Consider the following 19,387-nt stretch of genomic DNA (forward strand, 5'->3'; position numbering starts at 1 on the left):
AAATCGTGCAGGCAGGTTTAAGACACCTGCACCATCGGATAATGCGGCTGGGCCGAATCAATACTGGCCGGATATTCCAGCAGAATCTGAATAAAGGATGGAATTAAGGCAGCAAATATACTGGTTGCCCCAGCCAGAATGTCACGGTTTAACAGGCTGTTATAGTTGGCACCGCCGCTGGCAAACTGGTGACGCAGACTGTCAAAACGTTTAAACACCGCCATTAGCAAGGCCACCGACTGTTTATTTTGCAAGGTCTGTTGCAGATCAATCTGCTCTTGGGCAGCGCGCTGCTGCCATTCATCGCGCGTGAGCTGTAAATGCTGATAGGCCCAGAATTCCGGATGGGTATACGGGTGCGCCAACAGGGCCTGAATCTGCTGCTGGTATTTTTCCCATAACACATAATCAATTTTTCGGGTTTCATCCTGCTGGTGCAGAAGCTGAAAAAACTGCTGTAACTGCGCAGCGGGTGGACTGGCCGCATCTTCACGGTAAATGGCCTGAAAGGCAATCCATAAACTCATAAACTTGAAATCCAGCTCCTGATCCAGACTCAGGGCTTTTTTAAACCAGCTCAGGCTGCGCTGTATTTTCAGATTAAAATGCACCGAATTTTCATTCTTTTTACTGCGGTAAATTTCCTCAACCACCAGCATCTTTGTTATCCTTTTTCTTGTCTTACTGCATCAATGTAATGGTTTTTTTATTTTGTCTCAACCTTTTGATCCTTCAATTTATTTATTACCCGTCTATTTTCCAGCACAAATAAATCCGAGTATTTTCCTTTTATTTAAATAAAATAAATAAAAAATCTGAAAGCTTAAAATATATTTAAAACACATTTTATCTAGCAGCTACTTAAAATAAAGAAATGTAAAGTTATATATAAAATCACGAAAAATGTAATTACACAAAAGATTACATTCTTAAAAATCTTATGTAGGACAGCCAATTAAAAATACTGGCTTAAAATCACCGCTTACAACTAAATAAGATGTAACAGAGCCAGGGTTTTTCATGAGATGTTTCATGTTAAAAAGAAGCTATCTGTTTTTCTCAGATGATTTCAGCGCGCTAGCGATAGCGTCGATATCTATAAAAGAGGTGTTCAAATGCAAAATCAAAACAATGGTTCAAACCAACAGCAACAGCAGCCTCAACAGCAAGGCAATCAGCAGCAGCAACAAGACCGTCTGCAGCAACAGCAACCTCAACAACAGCAAAATAACCAGCAACAAGGCAATCAGCAACGCCAGCAAGATCAACAGCAGCAACAGCCTCAACATCAGGGCAACCAGCAGCAACAACAAAACCAGCAACAGCGCCAGCAAAATGATCAGCAACAGGATCAGCTGCGCCAACAACAGCAACAGCCTGGCCAGCAACAAAACCGCCAGCAGCAACAGCAACAACCGCAGCAATATGGTCAACAACGCCATAACCAGAATGCGCAGCAGCAAAACAATCTCTTAGATGATGAAGATATGTAAAACCATTTTTTGTTTTTCACTTATTTTTATTATAAATAATCGAAGGAGATGATCATGGTCAACAATGCAAATGATCCACATGGGTACTGGCGTGACAACCATGCAGACCGTCCTTACTACAATGATTTTAAAAGAGATATCCCAGATATTGATTATGATCGGGACTTATCTTCTGCTTATGACCTCGGTACACGTGCCCGCAGTGAATATGGCACAGATCGCGACTTTGAAAGTTCTGAAGGCGACCTGAAACAGCGCTGGGAAGAGTTTAAAGCAGATTCTCGCTTAAAATGGGAACAGGCCAAGCACGCGATTAAAGATGCCTGGGATAGAAACTAGATTGCCCTCAGTCTGGTTCTGATACGGTTCAGAGTTATAGGTCATTATGACCTATAACTTTTTTATATCTGTGGGTTTTATCTCTGCAGATTTTTTATTTTGGGTTGTCTATTTGATTTATATATCCCTATTATTTTTGCTTGACCACATCAATAATACTCTGACTAATTGCTCGCGACAGCTGTTCCAGTTTTTTCTTTTTGGTGCCATTAAATACACAGCGATAATGATGCAGTTTATTCTGATACGAAATACAGTAAAAAAATGTTCCGACCGGTTTTTCCTTAGTTTCAGAGCCACCACGTTTTAATAAACCGGTACAGCCAACAAAAATATCAGAATCAATGATCTGTTTGGCTTTTAAAACCAGTTGCTCCGTTACTTCAGCAGATTCTGGAGAGTATTTTTCCAGGAATTTCTTTGAGATCTTTAAAATACTGACTTTTAAATTGGCGTCATAACAAACCAAGCTGCCATTTAAAATATCGCCTGAATTTTTATTTAATGAAAAACGATAGGCCAGATACCCTGCCGAAGCACTTTCAATAAAGGTGACTTTTAATTTCTTTTTGGCAAGTAACTGGCAGCATTTATTCATTTATACCCATCCTGAATATAATTATTCCTTCCGATTTAAACATAGCTCTTTTTCAGTGCTTTTTTCTGAAAAGTAACATTTCATTTATTTTTTAAAACTAAAAATATAACCCTCTGATTTTTATACCTATAGGTTAATTGCCCATATACATACTTTACATGAAGGCACACAACTCAGGCTTAAGTTTACAGCCAACTAGATTACTGTTTTCTAGGGTTAAATCATGGAGCAGAATAATGCCAACGGTCGTCAAACAAAGATTATTAGACATACTCAATGATGTGCCTGAAACCTATTTTGATCTGGTGTCCTTTTATTTAGATGCCGATATTGCTCCCACCGCCAAACAACAAAAAGCCCTGTTCAGTTTAAAACATGAAATTGAAACCCTGCCGTTGGCCCTACCCGATTTCCCTCGCCAGCTGGATCAGCTGGAGCACTGGATGATCCAGCATGAACAGCAAGCCCAGCTCGAATTTGAATATTATTTAAAGCGCCGTGCCTGGGGACAGCCACGCGAATATTTTCACTGCCTGTCCGATGCTTATGAGTTTCTGATCAAGATTGCCCCGACCCAGCGTGCGCAGGCAGCCTGGCTCTACAGTTTTAGCCAGCACTGGGATGACCGGCGCTATACCGAGCTGATTCAGCTGTATCTGCAAGCTCTGGCCTATGGTCACACGCAGCAGCATCAGCTGTATCAGTTCAATGCACTGCTTGAAACCCTGCAGCTAGATAACTTTGTACTCGGTCTGGAAGATGGCTATTTTCATCAGGCTGCAATTCAGCTGGCACTGGCGTACTGCCCTGCCGATTTCATGCCTTTGACCTTAGGGTTTCATATTGGCAAACACCTGTGCTCGCTGCATCAGCTGATCATTGCGCATGAACTAAAAGAACTCGGTATTCACACCCGCTGTTTTCAGCCACAGCAGCGTTCAACATCACGGCATACGCCTGTGCTACATGCCATTGCCAGTCTGGCCCCGGACGAAAAACAGCAGGCTCAATATCTGCGCCTGATTCAGCTGGGCTATGCCTTAAGCCAGCAAGGCATGAACGAAGAAAAAATCCTGCAGCGGCTGCATCTGCACGACATTATCCAGAAAATTTTCCAGCATAAAGCCCTGATGGGCAAATTCATTCATGACAATAAATGTATTTTTACCAACCGCAGCATCAACCAATGGCTGGAAACCGTCGAAGGCGTGGATGGTTTTATCCAGCAGCTGCTGGAAACCGACTGGATCCGTTTAGGTCAGGACCCGGAGCAGAGTAAATTCTGGCGTCTGATTCATCAGCAGGAAAGCCAGATGTTCGGGCTGTTTAACCGTACCGAACAGCAGTTTATTTATGACTGGATTCTGGGAGATGCCGCAGTACAGCATCCTGCCCCATCTGCGCTGCAAAGCACGTCGGACCATTTTAAAACCAGCGACCACTTTAATTATATGGCCGAGCTGGAGCTGGAAGAAATTCAGCTCAAATACGCCCAGGCCTCATCTTTTGACGACAAAATCCGGCAGCTATTGCCTTATTTGGCCCCGCATAAATCTGCCAGCGATGCCGGACGCTGGTGTACCCAGCAATACAGCCAGGCCCTTTTCCCGGCGCTGTCGCAGGCGCTCGACCCAATGCATCATAAAAGTTAATTACGGAGAACAGCAACAATGAAAAAAGATCAACAACCGAGTGAAATGGCCGGCGCAGATGCGGCAAACCGACAGAACAGTAATGATAAATCCGTTCAATTAGACCCGTATCGCAGTGATGCGACACAACAGGCGCTCACCACCAATCAGGGCGTTAAAATTGCCGATAACCAGAACAGCCTCAGAGCTGGCATTCGCGGGGCCACCCTGCTCGAAGATTTTATTTTTCATGAAAAAATGACCCACTTTGACCATGAACGGATTCCGGAGCGTATTGTGCATGCGCGTGGCACCGGTGCGCATGGTTATTTTGAAGCCTATCCGGGCAATGAAAAATATACCAAAGCCCATTTTCTAACTACCCCAGAACATAAAACGCCAGTCTTTGTACGCTTCTCGACCGTACAAGGGCCGCGCGGCTCGGCAGATACGGTACGCGATATTCGCGGCTTTGCCATCAAGTTCTATACCCAGGAAGGCATTTATGACATGGTCTGCAACAATGCCCCGGTGTTCTTTATTCAGGATGGCATGAAATTCCCGGATTTTGTGCATGCCTTAAAACCGGAACCGGATACCGAAATTCCAACCGGTGCCAGTGCACATGACACCTTCTGGGACTTTGTTTCGCTGGTGCCAGAAAGCTCACATGCGGTGATCTGGGCCATTTCCGACCGTGGTATTCCAAAAAACTTCCGTAGTATGCAGGGCTTTGGCGTACATACCTACCGCTTTATTAATGCCGAAAACAAATCGGTGTTTGTGAAATTCCACTGGACCCCGAAACAGGGTATGGCCGCCTTGGTCTGGGATGAAGCACAGAAAATTGCCGGGAAAGACCCGGATTATCATCGCCGCGATTTGTATCAGGCCATCGAGAACGGTTTCTATCCGGAATGGGAACTGGGTGTGCAGATTGTGGAGCAGGAAGATGAAATGAGCTTTGACTTCGACCTGCTTGATCCGACCAAGCTGATTCCGGAAGAACTGGTGCCGGTCATTCCGATTGGCCGGATGGTGCTCAACCGCAATATTGACAATTTCTTTGATGAAACCGAACAGGTCGCCTTCTGTCCGGCGCATATTGTGCCGGGAATCGACTTCACCAATGACCCACTGCTGCAGGCGCGGATTTTCTCCTATACCGATACCCAGCTCAGCCGTTTAGGGGGTCCGAACTTCCATCAGCTGCCGATTAACCAGGCGGTGTGTCCGTTTCACAATAACCAGCGCGATGGCATCCATCAGAGCCGGGTTCATCGCGGTCAGGCGGCGTATCAGCCCAACTCGATTGACAATGACTGGCCACGAGAAACCCCACCCGCAGCCAAAGGTGGCGGTTTTGAAAGCTATCAGGAACGCATTGACGGGCATAAAATCCGTCAGCGCAGTCCATCCTTTAGCGATCACTTTTCGCAGGTGCGTCTGTATTTCAAAAGCCTGAGCCTGCCTGAACAGAAACACGTGGTCGATGCCTATGTCTTTGAGCTGAGTAAAGTGCAGCGCAAACCTATCCGTGAGCGTGTGGTGCACAATATGCTGGCCAATATTGATGCCAATCTGGCCAAAATGGTCGCCGATAAACTCGGCATTGCACTAGATGAAAGCCAGCTGCCGCCTGATCTACCCGAGGAAAAAACCTCAGCCAAGTTATCCATGACGGCATTTTTACCGCCGAATATTGAAGGCCGTAAAATCGCGGTACTGGTACATCCCCATGCCGCCACCGACAATATTGAGCCGATTCATCAATGGGCCTTAAAAGAAAATGTGATGCTGGATTTTCTGACGCCCACCCCTGCCCCAACCACCACCATTGAAGATGACATGATTCCATCTGATGGGATGCAGCAGGCCGAACCCTCAGTGCTGTATGATGCAGTGATTGTGCTGGATGGCAACAATCTGGATGCCTTTAAGCGCGATGGTGTGGCCTGCCATTATGTGATTGAAGCCTATAAGCATCTGAAACCGGTGGTACTGTTAGGGGATAAAGCCGAGTTGCTGGAGCATCTGCGTCTACCACCAGATGAAGGCGTATTTAGCGATGCCAGTTTCCAGAATGTGGCGGAAGGCTTTAAAGAAGCGATTCGTCATAACCGGGTCTGGGCACGTGAAGCCATTGCAGAATCTATTCCGGCTTAATTGTCCTGCACTCATACAAGCTGAATCAACAAAAGGGAAGCCAATGGCTTCCCTTTTGTTTGAATAGATGGATGAGATTCAGATTAAAACTTGATGTACATAGTGCTTTCCTCTCACCTTAATCTGCAATCTGCGCCGTTTGATACCGCTCCAGCTCCTTGTCACTCGAGATCTGTGGAGGGGCTGCAATATCCAGCGGTTCTAAGCTCATTAAGGGCACTTTGATCTTCTTTCCCTTTGGGGTCTTCGGCTGATCTTCATCAACGGTAATTTTCTGAATAAATGTCGCCAACCAGAGTATAAACTCTTCTTTATTGCTGCTTTTCGGCACAATGCTCAAGTCCAGTTTCAGCTCGTTGGCATATAAAGGGTTGACCATCAGCTCATTAAAGTCGATGCAATTGACCAATAATTTAAGACGTGTTTTTTTGATTTCAGCACGCAGCTCAATCATTAACATATTTAAATCATTGATAATATCTCCTCTAAAGTCCTTATTTCGCTCGACATTTCTATAGATTATTTCAGAAAGTTTAATATACTGGGGCATACGATCATCCATTTATTATTCTGAATATAGTGATATTGAAGGATTTTACGTAATTTTATGTAGTATTTAATAGATATTTTGCAAGAAAAGCGCGTCTTGTTACATTGGAATTACATATTTTTTAAACAAATCAAAGAATAACTATAATTTGCGAACTGATTGTCAATTTTTCCAGTGAATTAATTTTATTATTTTTATTTTGCTTAAGAGGATTATATGTATTTTGATTATATATTCTAATTGAATTTAAAGATCATTTTCGGGAGTATTCATTTAATTTATAAAATAACTTAAACTTAATATCAATAATTATAATTTATATTTTAACAATATAACAGTTAAAATAGCAGCAAGCTAAAATATGGATATTCACCCGCACGCCTGCGGACAGCCAATAACAATCTTTTTTCGTCAGCCGGATTTTGTGCTACTATCTCGCCCCTGCACGCCCGGTGGATGTGAGTAAAACCCTCTACCCTGTGCTGCCCGATCTGTGCGAATAGCGCCTCAGTTTTGTTTCCCGTCGTTGCAAGGTTTGCTGTTGAATGTCAAATGTAAATACGCTTGAAAATATCCAACTGCCAAGAATTTCCGTGGCCCCCATGATGGATTGGACACCATAAAATAAATATTAAAATACAAAAACTTAAATTTAATTAAAAATAATAAGGTGTAAAAATGGTGTAAAAAATCGCTTATTATAAGAAAGTTAGTAGAGTACAAATAAAAGAAAACTAGGTTGGGAAATAATAGCGAAAGTCCTACAAGCCACGACTTCTTTAGCTAATTGATCTTTAAAAATAGGTTAAATCTTCAATATCTACACATTTCAAAATGTGTAGCAAAGACAGGGAATTCATAACTTAAAATGGCTTTGTTGCACAAAGATTTCATAACTATATGATTTTAAAAGTTTTGATTATTTTTTGATCCAAAATTAAATTTATTTAAATCAGATGCTTACATATTTATGCAACAAAGCCACATCTACATAAAATTGTTTTAAAAATCATAAATTGCTGTGAAATTCAGTCGATTATCTATACCCTTTTTATCATTAAATGTTTTACGTTCACCATACATATACTCCAGACCAAAATTCACCGGTTTCACTGGATTGTAGAATAAGTTAATCCAGCCTTCTTTTAGCTCGGAATTTTGGGTTTCATCATTACGTACCAGCTGTGCAAAGCTATTATTATCATCTGCCTTCATATAGCCAAAACCTAATGTTGAGCGGATTTTAGACGTAATTTTTTGGGTTAAACCGACACTAATGGCATCGAACTGATTAGCACGCATTTTATTATTGTCATCAAACACATATGCCATATTAGACCAAAGCAAGTTTTTGGTGTCCCCTTTAATATGATTGTAGTCAAAGCGAACCAAGGTATTTTCCGCAGCTTGATATTTTCCGCCTAATGCTACACCCCAAGCCAGGAAATCATCATTGCCTTCATGATTGGTCGCTTTTTGAGTCACAAAAGCACGTCCAGAAAGCGCTGAACCATTATCAAATTTATAATTCACGCGTCCGGTTGCTGATGGCAGTTTTAATTTCGCATCGGGGTCAGTTGTAAAATTCTGCGTACCTGTACGTGTCACCGTTTCAGCTTTCGAATCTTCCAAGCTAAAGGCCAAATTCAGATGTGGATTCACAGGGACCGAATATTTGATTTGCGGTACACGGGTTAATGACCCACCGACAGAAAGTGATGCATCTACTGTTTCAGGGAAATATTCCACAGCGTTAAAGTTAGACCATGTTTGACCCAAAAGCCACTGATCATACGTCATATAGGCATGACGAATACGGAAGGTATCGCGCCCAGCTCCGCCAAAAAAGTCCATTTCCACTTTACCTCCAATAGCATGCTCGCCAAGTTGAGGTGTTTTAAAATTAAAGCCGAAACGTGTGGCATTTAAGGTGCTTTGAAATTTATCCGAGTTTTTGTGTTCAGCCTCTGTTCCTTCCAGCGGTACAGCACTGATTAAGTTATACATCGTATTCGGACCTTTCATTTGATAGCTCATGTCCGCGCGCACATTGCCGTAGAGCTCAAATTCAGCACCGCCCTTTGTCGTATGTTTTAAAACAGGTACGACTGATTTTTGTTGTGCACCATTTTCAACCAATACAGATGCGGCTGCCATTTTTTGTTCATTGAATTTTTGATCATTGGCTTTTTGCTGTTGTTGCACCAATTCCTGCAGAGCTTGAACCTGCTGCTGCAATTGTGCAACTTGCTGCTCCAGACTCACGTTAGCATGAGCCAATGAGGTGAAAACCAATATGGATAAAGTCAAAGTGCTTTTAGCAAAAAGCTGTACATTTTTTTTCATGGTAGAAATCCCTTTATTCCCCAAATGTTTAATTCTGGATACACACAATTTTTTCAGGTCAAACAAAGCCATTGATAAATATAAAAATGATATTTATCGAATAGACTTGTTTGGATTTTGCTGAATGAAATACGTCTATGTATTTGTTAATTCTTTAATAATTCACGGATTTTGAATTTTTGGATTTTCCCCGATGGGGTCATCGGAATTTCTTCCCAGACCTCTAAACGCTCTGGAATATACTGGATTGCCAGATTATGGGATTTCAGGAAATCGATCAGATCCTTTAATACCATATGCGGTGCACCTTCTTTCAGCTTCACAATGGCACAGGCTTTTTCACCCAGCCGTTCATCTGCATACGGAATTAATGCCACGGTCGCTACATCTGGATGCAGGTAGATCAACGATTCAACTTCGGCCACCGGAATATTTTCACCACCGCGAATAATTACATCTTTTTTACGTCCGGCAATGCGAATATAACCCTGCTCGTCCAGGTAGGCAATATCACCGGTATCAAACCAGTCATCTTCACTGGTTTCATTTAAATGCGGGCGTTTCAGATAGCCACCAAAATTCGAACAACTCCGGATCATTAGTGTGCCTGATTGATGCGGTGCTAATTCCTCGCCATCATCCCCCACCACTTTGACTTCAACACCAGGAAGTGGCAGACCATCAGTATTAAATGAACGCTCATCATCATCTTCCGGACGAGTCGTAGTCACAGCACCACACTCGGTCATGCCCCAAGCGGAAATCACTTTCACACCGATGTTTTGACGCGCTTTTTGTACCAGCGTGCTTGGAATAGGTGCGCCTGCACACAGGAATATTTTCAAACTATCTAAAGATTTGTGACTATTGAGTACCGCTTCAGATAAGTCATTTAAGAATGGCGTCGAAGCCATGGTGAAGGTCGCCTGATGCTTGTGAATCAGATCAATGGCAGTATTGACCTCCCAGACATCCAGCAATACCGCTTTGGCTTTTAACAGCACTGGCATGATCAGGCCATACATAAAGCCAGTTTGATGTGCCATCGGTGATCCCATGAAAATCACATCATTCTGGTTTAAATGCAAACGCTTGGCATAAGGTACGATATTGGAAAATAAAGTGTTCGCAGTATGCATCACACCTTTGGGTTCACCTGTGGTACCTGAGGTAAACACCAGTTGTGCAATATCATCGGCTGTGATGGTGACATCATTCAGGGTATTCAGGATTTGTGGATCTTGATCCAGTCCATGGTTAAGCAATAAATTTTCAAAACTGTTCTCGCCTTCACCACCGACGACAATAATCTGTTCCAGGCTCTCAATATTTTTCTGTAATTGATCGGCCAGTTTTTCATGGTCAAACTTACGGAACACTTTCGGTACGATAAAGACCTTACTTTCCGTATGTTTCAGCATAAATGAAAGCTCACGCTCTCGGAAAATCGGCATCAGCGGATTCAGGATGGCACCAATCCGACGACACGCAATATACAATAGCGTAAACTCCCACCAATTGGGTAACTGGCAAGAAACGATATCCTGTTTCTGCACGCCTAAACGCTTCAGTCCCAAAGAGATTTTATTGGCTGTATGCAGCATTTCCCGGTAGCTAAAGCTTGTTTCAGACTGATCTTCAGTTTTATAACTGACCAAGGCGACTTTATCAGGATGTTGATGTACCGCTTCATTCAATGATTGAAGAATGGTCTTATTTAACCAATAACCTTGTTGCAACATTTTTTCCCGGCGTGGGGGTAAAAGAACCGCATCGAAATCCATTCTATAACTCCAATTTTATAATTATCTACCTGTTCTCTTGGTCAGACCGCACAATCGTCGTCAGCCCGAAAATTGCAGATACAAACTCTGCTATGCAGATGACTCAAACTTCTATTTGTGTCATCTGCAGGATTGATCACGCATCCACGTCATCGGTTTACATCAAGCTGGAACAGCTTTACGCCCAGCCTTTTTACGCGCAATAATGGTTTTCATGATCTGTGCTGTTCCATCACCAATCTGAAAGCCCAGTACGTCGCGCATTCGCTGTTCCATTACACCGCGGTCATAACCGGCATGACCAAAGGTCAGTAAACATTGATGAATCACGTCATAGGCCAGTTTTGGTCCCCACCATTTACACATGCCAGCTTCAGAGGTATGCGGCAAGTTATTATCTTTCAACCATAAGGTTTGCAAACACAATAAACGAGCTGCTTCAACCTGGGTTTCATACTCGGCTAATGGATGAGATACTCCCTGAAATGCGCTAAGTGGCTGACCAAAAGCTTCACGCTGTGCTGCATATTCCCAGGCTTCATCCAGACTGACACGTGCCACGGCTAAAACCTGCAAACCAATCAGGGCACGTGAAAAGTCAAAACCTTGCATGACTTGCACAAACCCCTTGTTTTCATCACCCAGACGGTGATTGACTGGAACCCGAACGTTATCAAAGAAAATTGAACCGCGACCAATCGCACGCTGCCCATGACAGTCAAAACGCGTGGTACTAATGCCTGGTAAATTCATCGGTACCAGTAAAGCCGTTACACCATGTGCACCATCTTCAATTGAACCGGTACGACCAAATACCACAGATGCATCAGCCTGATCAGCCGCAGAAATGGAAGTCTTTTCGCCATTAATCACATATTCATCGCCATCACGTTCGATTTTTAAACGTAAATTAGCTGCATCTGAACCACCACGTGGCTCGGTCAGGGCGATTGAAAAGATGGCTTCACCCGCCGTTAGTTTTCTGAGCCACGGTTCAACCACGTCCGGTTGACCATGTTCTGCCAGAATCTGACCATTTAAAGAAGCCAACAAATTAATATAGGAGAAACTTAAATCTGCTTTGGCCACCGCTTCATGAATAACGCCCGCAGCCAGACGCCCCATACCTTGGCCGCCATATTGTTCTGGAAGTTCCGGTGCAATAAAGCCCATTTCACCCATTTTTTTAACTAAATCACGATCAAAAATTCGGCTTTGATCACGTTCTAAAAAACCTGGAGCAATATACTTTTGCGCAAATTTTTCAACAGTTTCGGCTAAAAACTCTAAATCTTCAGAGATGTAAGGATTTTTACTCATGGTTTGTTTCTCCTTACTTAAAGAATTTACGGAATTCGGGCTGACGTTTTTCTTTCAGTGCATTAACACCTTCACGTGATTCTTCGGTGTCGTAATACAGTTTCAGTGCATACATGCCCATGCCTGCAATACCTGCCTGATGCGCAGTATCCATGTTGAAACTACGCTTGGCAATGGCAATCGCAGTCGGACTACGCTGACAGATTTCTTCAGCCCATGCCTGTACTTCGGTATCCAGTTGATCGGCTGGGACACATTTATTGGCTAAACCTATTTCAACTGCTTCTTGCCCGCTATAACGACGGCACATATACCAGATTTCACGGGCTTTTTTCTCACCGACCACACGAGCCAAGTAGGCAGTACCATAGCCAGGATCGACCGAACCCATTTTCGGGCCTACCTGACCAAAAATAGCTTTGTCTGAACAGATGGTCAGGTCACAAATCGTTGCCAGAACGTTGCCGCCACCAATCGCATAGCCTTGTACGCGGGCAATCACAGGTTTCGGTACATCTCGGATCGCAGTATGTAATTCTTCCATTGGCAAGCCAATCGTGCCACGGCCATCATAATTACCATCATGTGCAGATTGATCTCCACCAGTACAGAAGGCTTTTTCGCCCGCGCCCGTCAGTACGATGGCACCGATTTCACGGTCATAGCCGGCTTTGTTGAGTGCACGGATAATTTCATCACAGGTTTGTCCGCGAAAAGCATTCATTTTTTCTGGGCGGTTAATGGTGATCCATGCCACGCCATTTTTTACTTCGTATAAAATATCTTCAAAATTCATGATCTTTTCCTTTCCTTGAAAACTGCTTTTAACTTTTTACTTCATATATTTTTTTAGGACTTGCACATTCAGTAGTGTCCATCGCTCAGTACTTAACTCGGCGCGTTGCAAGCCACTTAACCATTCATGGTTAAACCACCAGAAACACTCAGGACTTGTCCTGTAATGAAGCTTGCGTCATCACTTAAGAAAAATGCGATAGATGAAGCAAGATCATCCGGCTGACCTAAACGGCCTAGCGGGATAGCACGAGTAAATGCTTCACGAAGTTTTTCAGGATTTGATGCACCTTCAGTTACGCCAGCTAAAAGTGCTGTATCTGTTGGGCCTGGACAAATGACATTGACCGTAATGTTATTGCGCGAATGCTCACGCGCTAAAGTTTTAGAGAAAGAAAGCAATCCACCCTTACACGCTGCATATACCGCTTCGCCTGATGAGCCCACACGCGCTGCATCTGATGCAATATTCACAATACGTCCTTGATTGCGCTCAACCATGCCTTTGAGTACAGCGTGGTGCATGTTCAGCATGCCGACTAAATTAATTTGAATCAGTTTTTCCCACTCGTCAGGAACAGATTTAATAAATGGTTTGAAGATATCCCAACCTGCATTGTTTACAAGACCATTGATTGGGCCAAGCTCGGCTTCTGTTTGCACAATCGCCTGATCAACAACTTCTTTATTGGTAATATCGCACTGCACTGCGAGTGCATTCCCGCCTGCATTTTGAATATCCGTTACCACCTTTTGCGCAGCGTCAATATTCATGTCAAATACCGCAACTTTTGCGCCTTCCTGCGCCAAGCGTTTACATGTTGCACTGCCGATACCGCCAGCACCGCCTGTTACAATAATGACTTTATCTTTTAGGCCTTTCATACCAGTATCCTTTCTTCGTGTTATTCGGAATTATGATCTTCTCATCGATAAATCTAACATAGACAAAAAGAAAATTAATTTCAATTATTCATTGTTATATTTTGCTATACGAAACTTAATTAATTCCATTCATAGAAACATATCTCATTGTTATTTATGTTTATTATTCAAAATAAAGGTTATTATTTGCAATATTTTGTTACATATCTGGATGTTATTAATTTCAAAATAATTAAACTTTAAAAATAGCGTCTTTATTTATGCATATAAGTTTTAAAATTTGACTCAAATATTAAAATATTCCGCATAATGAAATTTAATATTTTTTATAATAAAAATGTTTTAAACTGTCCAATTGGCATAAAAAAGGCACTACAACGAAAGTAATGCCTTTAAAAAAAACAGATTGAAAAATAACACTCAACTACCCATTGTGTATTTAAACAATGGATTGCTGTGTTCTTTTAAAAGTACCCCCTTACGGATCAATTACAAAATGCTGGTATACCCGTTTGCGCTCGCCCAAGAATTAATGCATGCACATCATGTGTACCTTCATAGGTATTCACGACTTCCAGGTTGACCAGATGACGGGCTACACCAAACTCATCAGAAATCCCGTTACCACCCATCATGTCACGTGCCAAACGTGCAATATCCAGTGCCTTACCGCAGTTATTACGCTTAATTAAAGACGTACCTTCAACTGATGCAATGCCTTCATCTTTCATACGACCAAAACGTAAAGCCACCTGTAAGCCAAGAGCGATTTCAGTTTGCATATCGGCCAGTTTTTTTTGAATTAACTGATTCGCAGCTAAGGGACGACCAAATTGCTTTCGATCCATAGTGTATTGATGTGCCGTATGCCAACAGAATTCTGCAGCACCCATCGCCCCCCAAGCAATACCGTAACGGGCACTGTTTAGACAGGTAAATGGACCACGCAATCCACGTATTTCAGGGAAAGCATTTTCTTCAGGAACAAAAACGTTATCCATCACGATTTCACCAGTGATCGAGGCACGCAAGCCCACTTTACCGTGAATTGCTGGAGCAGAAAGCCCTTCCCAACCTTTTTCCAAAATAAAGCCACGAATGTCACCGACATTGCCTTCAGCAGAGACTTCTTTGGCCCAGACCACAAATACATCAGCAATCGGACTGTTAGTAATCCACATTTTTGCGCCAGTTAAGCGGTAACCACCATCGACTTTTTTAGCACGGGTAATCATGCTGCCTGGATCAGAACCATGATCTGGCTCCGTCAGGCCGAAACAACCAATGTATTCACCGGTGGCTAATTTTGGTAAATACTTCTGTTTTTGCTCTTCAGAACCAAATTCATTAATCGGCACCATCACCAGTGAACTTTGTACACTGGCCATTGAACGATAACCTGAATCGACACGTTCAACTTCACGAGCAATCAGACCATAACTGACATAGTTCAAACCTGCACCGCCGTACTGTTCAGGTATGGTCGGGCCAAGCAAACCAAGCTCACCCATCTCACGGAAAATGGCAGGATCAGTCTGCTCATGACGGAACTGTTCCAGTACTCGTGGCATCAGCTTGTCCTGACAGTATGCCGCCGCTGCATCACGGATCATGCGCTCTTCTGAGGTCAATTGCTGTTCGATTAAAAACGGGTCTTGCCAGTTAAACTTTGTATTTTTCATTTTGTTTTTCCTCAATTTATCATGTTATGCAGTCGCTGCTTTGATCATGTCACGTGCAATAATAATCTGCTGAATCTGGGTGGTACCTTCGTATAAACGGAACAAACGTACATCGCGGTAAAAGCGTTCGATTGAATACTCACTGATATAACCTGCACCACCATGAATCTGTAAGCAGCGGTCTGCAACACGGCCACACATTTCTGTTGCAAACATTTTCGAGCACGATGCTTCCGTACTGATGTTTTCACCTAAATCACGGCGGCGCGCAGCATCTAATACCATGCATTTGGCTGCATAAATTTCAGTTTTAGAGTCAGCCAACATACCTTGAATGAGCTGGAAATTTGCAATCGGCTGGCCGAATTGCTTACGTTCAATGGCATAATTCAAAGCATCATCAAGCATTCGCTCCGCCATACCAGCGCTATAGGCAGCAATATGCAAACGTCCTTTATCAAGGACTTTCATCGCCGTTTTAAAGCCCACGCCTTCAACACCGCCAATCAATTGGTCTTTATGTACACGGCAATTATCAAAAATTACATCACAGGTATAAGAGCCTTTTTGACCCATCTTTTTATCAATTTTACCCAATGACAAACCTGCAGTGCCAGCTTCAACCAAGAACGCTGAAATACCTGCAGCACCTTTAATTTCAGGATTTGTACGCGCCATAACAGTAAAAGTTTGTGCACGCGGAGCATTGGTGATAAAACGTTTTGTTCCATTTAATACATAATAGTCGCCGTCTTTCACAGCTGACGTTTTTAATGCTGCGGCATCTGAACCTGAATCTGGTTCCGTTAAGCAGAATGAACCGATAATTTCACCGCTTGCATAGCGCGGCAGATATTTCCGTTTCTGTTCTTCCGTACCGTCGATCAAAATACCACTTGAACCGATCCCGTTATTTGTTCCGATTAAAGAGCGAAATGCAGCAGAAGTATGACCAAGCTCAAAAGCTACACGAACTTCTTCTTCCATGGTAATACCAAGCCCCCCAAACTCTTCTGGAATCGTTAAACCAAAAAGCCCCATTTCACGCATTTGCTGCACAATATGTTCAGGGATCGCATCTGTTTCATCAACTTCATGCTCTAGCGGTCTTAATACATTTTTCACAAAATCACGAAGCGTCGATAACAATTGCTCTAACATCTGTTCGTCACGAATCATTTTTTCTCCTAGTCCATTTTTAGGATGAGACTTCCTTTAATTATCAAAACAGGTATTAAATTTCGTTATGCGAAATACATTATCAATATTACCCTGTTCTGACAATTAAATTTGTGTATATTTATAAAAATAATTACAAAAATTCGATTTTTTTAAGATGATTTATTTTTTACTACCATTTTGATTGAACAACGAACAAATTTGACTTAAATTGTTTTGTAAATTTAATTTTGCTATACGGAATTTATAAAAGTGAATCAAAATAAAGTTGTTCAGATTGATTATGCACTTCCTGCAGTAGCGACAATAAAAATTAACCGCCCTGAAGCAAGAAATGCACTGAATACACAAGTGCGTAAAATGCTTGCCGAGGCTGTTGCCGAGCAGGTTGAAAATGACGATATCCGCGTGATTATTTTAACGGGCGGCGATGATGTTTTTGCTGCTGGTGCCGACTTAACCGAACTTGCCGAAGCAAGTTCAATGGACGTGTATTTACGTCGAACCGAACGCTACTGGCAAACCATTGCCAATTGCCCAAAACCGATTATTGCCGCAGTCAACGGTTTTGCTTTGGGCGGTGGTTGTGAACTGGCAATGCATGCCGACATTATTATTGCAGGTCAAAGTGCACAATTTGGTCAGCCTGAAATTAAAGTCGGCATTATGCCCGGTGCGGGCGGCACACAGCGCCTAGTCCGTGCAGTCGGCAAATTTCAAGCCATGCGCATGATTATGACGGGTTGCTTGGTATCTGCAGATGAAGCCTTCGCCATGGGACTGGTTTCTCAAGTCACAGCGGATACCGAGACCTTAAATACAGCTTATAAAATGGCGCAGCAAATTGCCAAGCTTCCTGCAATTGCCCTGGAGCAAATTAAAGAAACGGTTTTACTCAGTGAAGATGTGCCTTTGCATGCTGGGCTGACCCTTGAACGTAAAGCGTTTCAATTGCTGTTTAGTACTGAAGATCAAAAAGAAGGCATGGCAGCCTTTTTAGAAAAACGTAAACCGTACTATCAAGGTAAATAACAAACATCAGCGCAACATTGATTAAACGCGATTGAGGTCAACATGGAAGCACGAATCAACAACATTGGCGTAATTGGCGCAGGAATCATGGGAATTGGCATTGTTCAAATTGCCATTCAAGCCAATCATCCGGTTTACTTATATGATGCACAGCCCAATGCGGCGAAAAATGCTTATGAAAAATTAACCGCGACCTTCAGCCGACTGGTCGAAAAAAATAAAATTTCTCAAACTGAACGTGAGCAAGCTTTATCCAACTTACATATTGTCGAAGATATTCAAGAGCTGCATGCTTGTGACTTGATTATTGAAGCCATCATTGAAAAATTGGACATCAAGCAAACGCTGATGAAACAGCTTGAAAGCATTGTCAGTCCGCAATGTATATTGGCGTCAAATACCTCGTCCCTGTCCATTACTGAAATTGCCGCTGAATGCCAATACCCGGAACGGGTGACTGGCTATCACTTTTTCAATCCTGTCCCTTTAATGAAAGTGGTCGAAGTCATTCAAGGCTTACATACCGATACCCAGATTATAGAACAGCTCTCAGAACTTGCCCGCAATATGGGACATCGCCCGGTACGCACTAAAGATACTCCAGGCTTTATTATCAATCATGCAGGCCGGGCTTATGGCACTGAAGCGCTTAAAATTTTAACTGAAAATGTCGCTTCAATTGCTGAAATTGACCTGATTTTGAAAAAATCACTGGGTTTTAAAATGGGACCATTTGAGCTGCTTGATCTCACCGGATTAGACGTTTCTCATCCTGTGATGCTGTCGATTTACAACCAGTATTATCAAGAGCCGCGTTACCGCCCAAATGTATTAACACAGCAAATGCTGATCGGAAAAAAATTAGGGCGTAAAACAAACGAAGGATTTTATAAATATATTGATCAAGTCAAACAAGAACTTCCTGTTATTCAAAAATACGCAGCAAATCGTCATGGCCTAAAAACGGTTTGGCTCAGCACTGAATTTAACGATGATTTTGAAAAGCTGTCTGCATATTTAGCGCAACAAAATATTCAGATTAATCCAAATATCCAACCCGATGCCGAGGATTTAATTTTAATCGCCAATTATGGTGACGATGCAACACACAGTGCGCTGCGTTTAGGGGTCAATCCTGAACAGGTGGTTTGCATTGATATGCTGGGCAATTTTGAACAATGCCGTACTTTAATGCCTAGCCTCATCACAAAACCGCAAATGATTGAGGCTGCGCTGGATCTATTTAGCCAGCAAGACTGCGAAACCCTTGTGATTGATGAAAGCCTTGGTTTTGTCTCGCAGCGTGTGCTTGCCATGGTAGTCAATTTGGCATGCGATATGGCACAGCAGCAAATCGCCACGGTTGAAGATATTAATGCTGCGGTGAAGCTTGGACTGGGTTATCCATTTGGCCCGATTGAATGGGGCGATGTGATTGGCAAAGAAAAAATATTACGGATTCTGGAACGCATCTCCAGCATTAGCCACGACCCGCGCTATCGCCCGAGCCCATGGTTACAGCGCCGCTGCAAACTAAATGTATCACTGATGCATCAACAATAAATTTTTAAATTAAAACTTCAAGGA

The 19,387-nt window shown here is 42.8% G+C and carries 16 protein-coding genes; 6 read left to right on the forward strand and 10 right to left on the reverse strand.

Translation table 11 applies throughout. The features are described from left to right. Positions 1-17 precede the first annotated feature (17 nt). On the reverse strand, positions 18-659 hold the full coding sequence (locus GA693_RS09610; protein WP_160240983.1) for a hypothetical protein: 642 nt from the start codon (positions 657-659) through the stop codon (positions 18-20). Positions 660-1,115: 456 nt separating this feature from the next. Here GA693_RS09610 and GA693_RS09615 point away from each other — a divergent pair, with 456 nt between their 5' ends. Beyond that, on the forward strand, positions 1,116-1,493 hold the full coding sequence (locus GA693_RS09615) for a hypothetical protein (protein ID WP_005180110.1): 378 nt from the start codon (positions 1,116-1,118) through the stop codon (positions 1,491-1,493). A 54-nt stretch (positions 1,494-1,547) separates the two neighbouring features. Next, on the forward strand, positions 1,548-1,832 hold the full coding sequence (locus GA693_RS09620) for a hypothetical protein (RefSeq protein WP_005180111.1): 285 nt from the start codon (positions 1,548-1,550) through the stop codon (positions 1,830-1,832). Positions 1,833-1,962: 130 nt separating this feature from the next. Here the strand turns inward: GA693_RS09620 and GA693_RS09625 are convergent, their stop codons facing one another. After that, positions 1,963-2,430 (reverse strand): CinA family protein, encoded by a 468-nt coding sequence (locus tag GA693_RS09625; RefSeq protein ID WP_156189452.1) that lies wholly within the window; start codon positions 2,428-2,430, stop codon positions 1,963-1,965. A gap of 236 nt (positions 2,431-2,666) precedes the next feature. On the opposite strand from GA693_RS09625, the gene GA693_RS09630 reads away from it, so the two are divergent. Beyond that, positions 2,667-4,082 carry a hypothetical protein gene (locus GA693_RS09630; RefSeq protein ID WP_160240982.1) on the forward strand — a complete coding sequence of 472 codons (1,416 nt, stop codon included), beginning with the start codon at positions 2,667-2,669 and terminating at the stop codon, positions 4,080-4,082. Between the two features lie 18 nt (positions 4,083-4,100). Next, entirely contained in the window at positions 4,101-6,227 is a 2,127-nt protein-coding gene (gene katE / locus GA693_RS09635; RefSeq protein WP_016658604.1) for a catalase HPII, read from the forward strand. 118 nt (positions 6,228-6,345) lie between these two features. Here katE and GA693_RS09640 read toward each other — a convergent pair whose 3' ends face one another. The 8 genes from GA693_RS09640 to GA693_RS09675 all read right to left on the reverse strand — a co-directional run bounded on the left by GA693_RS09640 (position 6,346) and on the right by GA693_RS09675 (position 16,768). Then, complete coding sequence (locus tag GA693_RS09640; RefSeq protein WP_127801928.1) at positions 6,346-6,777, reverse strand: hypothetical protein; 432 nt, start codon at positions 6,775-6,777, stop codon at positions 6,346-6,348. Between the two features lie 1,002 nt (positions 6,778-7,779). After that, positions 7,780-9,123 (reverse strand): DcaP family trimeric outer membrane transporter, encoded by a 1,344-nt coding sequence (locus GA693_RS09645; protein WP_160240981.1) that lies wholly within the window; start codon positions 9,121-9,123, stop codon positions 7,780-7,782. 146 nt (positions 9,124-9,269) lie between these two features. Next, on the reverse strand, positions 9,270-10,907 hold the full coding sequence (gene aliA / locus GA693_RS09650; protein WP_160240980.1) for a cyclohexanecarboxylate-CoA ligase: 1,638 nt from the start codon (positions 10,905-10,907) through the stop codon (positions 9,270-9,272). 162 nt (positions 10,908-11,069) lie between these two features. Next, positions 11,070-12,227 carry a cyclohexanecarboxyl-CoA dehydrogenase gene (aliB, locus tag GA693_RS09655; protein ID WP_160240979.1) on the reverse strand — a complete coding sequence of 386 codons (1,158 nt, stop codon included), beginning with the start codon at positions 12,225-12,227 and terminating at the stop codon, positions 11,070-11,072. Positions 12,228-12,240: 13 nt separating this feature from the next. Continuing rightward, entirely contained in the window at positions 12,241-13,023 is a 783-nt protein-coding gene (gene badI / locus GA693_RS09660) for a 2-ketocyclohexanecarboxyl-CoA hydrolase (RefSeq protein ID WP_160240978.1), read from the reverse strand. Between the two features lie 116 nt (positions 13,024-13,139). Further along, positions 13,140-13,907, reverse strand: a complete 768-nt coding sequence (gene badH, locus GA693_RS09665; RefSeq protein ID WP_160240977.1) for a 2-hydroxycyclohexanecarboxyl-CoA dehydrogenase — start codon at positions 13,905-13,907, stop codon at positions 13,140-13,142. A gap of 485 nt (positions 13,908-14,392) precedes the next feature. Further along, positions 14,393-15,589: an acyl-CoA dehydrogenase gene (locus GA693_RS09670; RefSeq protein WP_160240976.1), complete on the reverse strand. Its 1,197-nt coding sequence runs from the start codon at positions 15,587-15,589 to the stop codon at positions 14,393-14,395. Between the two features lie 24 nt (positions 15,590-15,613). Continuing rightward, on the reverse strand, positions 15,614-16,768 hold the full coding sequence (locus tag GA693_RS09675; RefSeq protein WP_160240975.1) for an acyl-CoA dehydrogenase family protein: 1,155 nt from the start codon (positions 16,766-16,768) through the stop codon (positions 15,614-15,616). A gap of 252 nt (positions 16,769-17,020) precedes the next feature. On the opposite strand from GA693_RS09675, the gene GA693_RS09680 reads away from it, so the two are divergent. Then, entirely contained in the window at positions 17,021-17,800 is a 780-nt protein-coding gene (locus tag GA693_RS09680) for an enoyl-CoA hydratase (RefSeq protein ID WP_407646720.1), read from the forward strand. A 42-nt stretch (positions 17,801-17,842) separates the two neighbouring features. Next, positions 17,843-19,363 (forward strand): 3-hydroxyacyl-CoA dehydrogenase, encoded by a 1,521-nt coding sequence (locus tag GA693_RS09685; RefSeq protein WP_160240974.1) that lies wholly within the window; start codon positions 17,843-17,845, stop codon positions 19,361-19,363. Positions 19,364-19,387: the final 24 nt, after the last annotated feature.

Origin of the sequence: Acinetobacter indicus, assembly GCF_009914475.1 — a bacterium.
Lineage (GTDB): Bacteria > Pseudomonadota > Gammaproteobacteria > Pseudomonadales > Moraxellaceae > Acinetobacter > Acinetobacter indicus.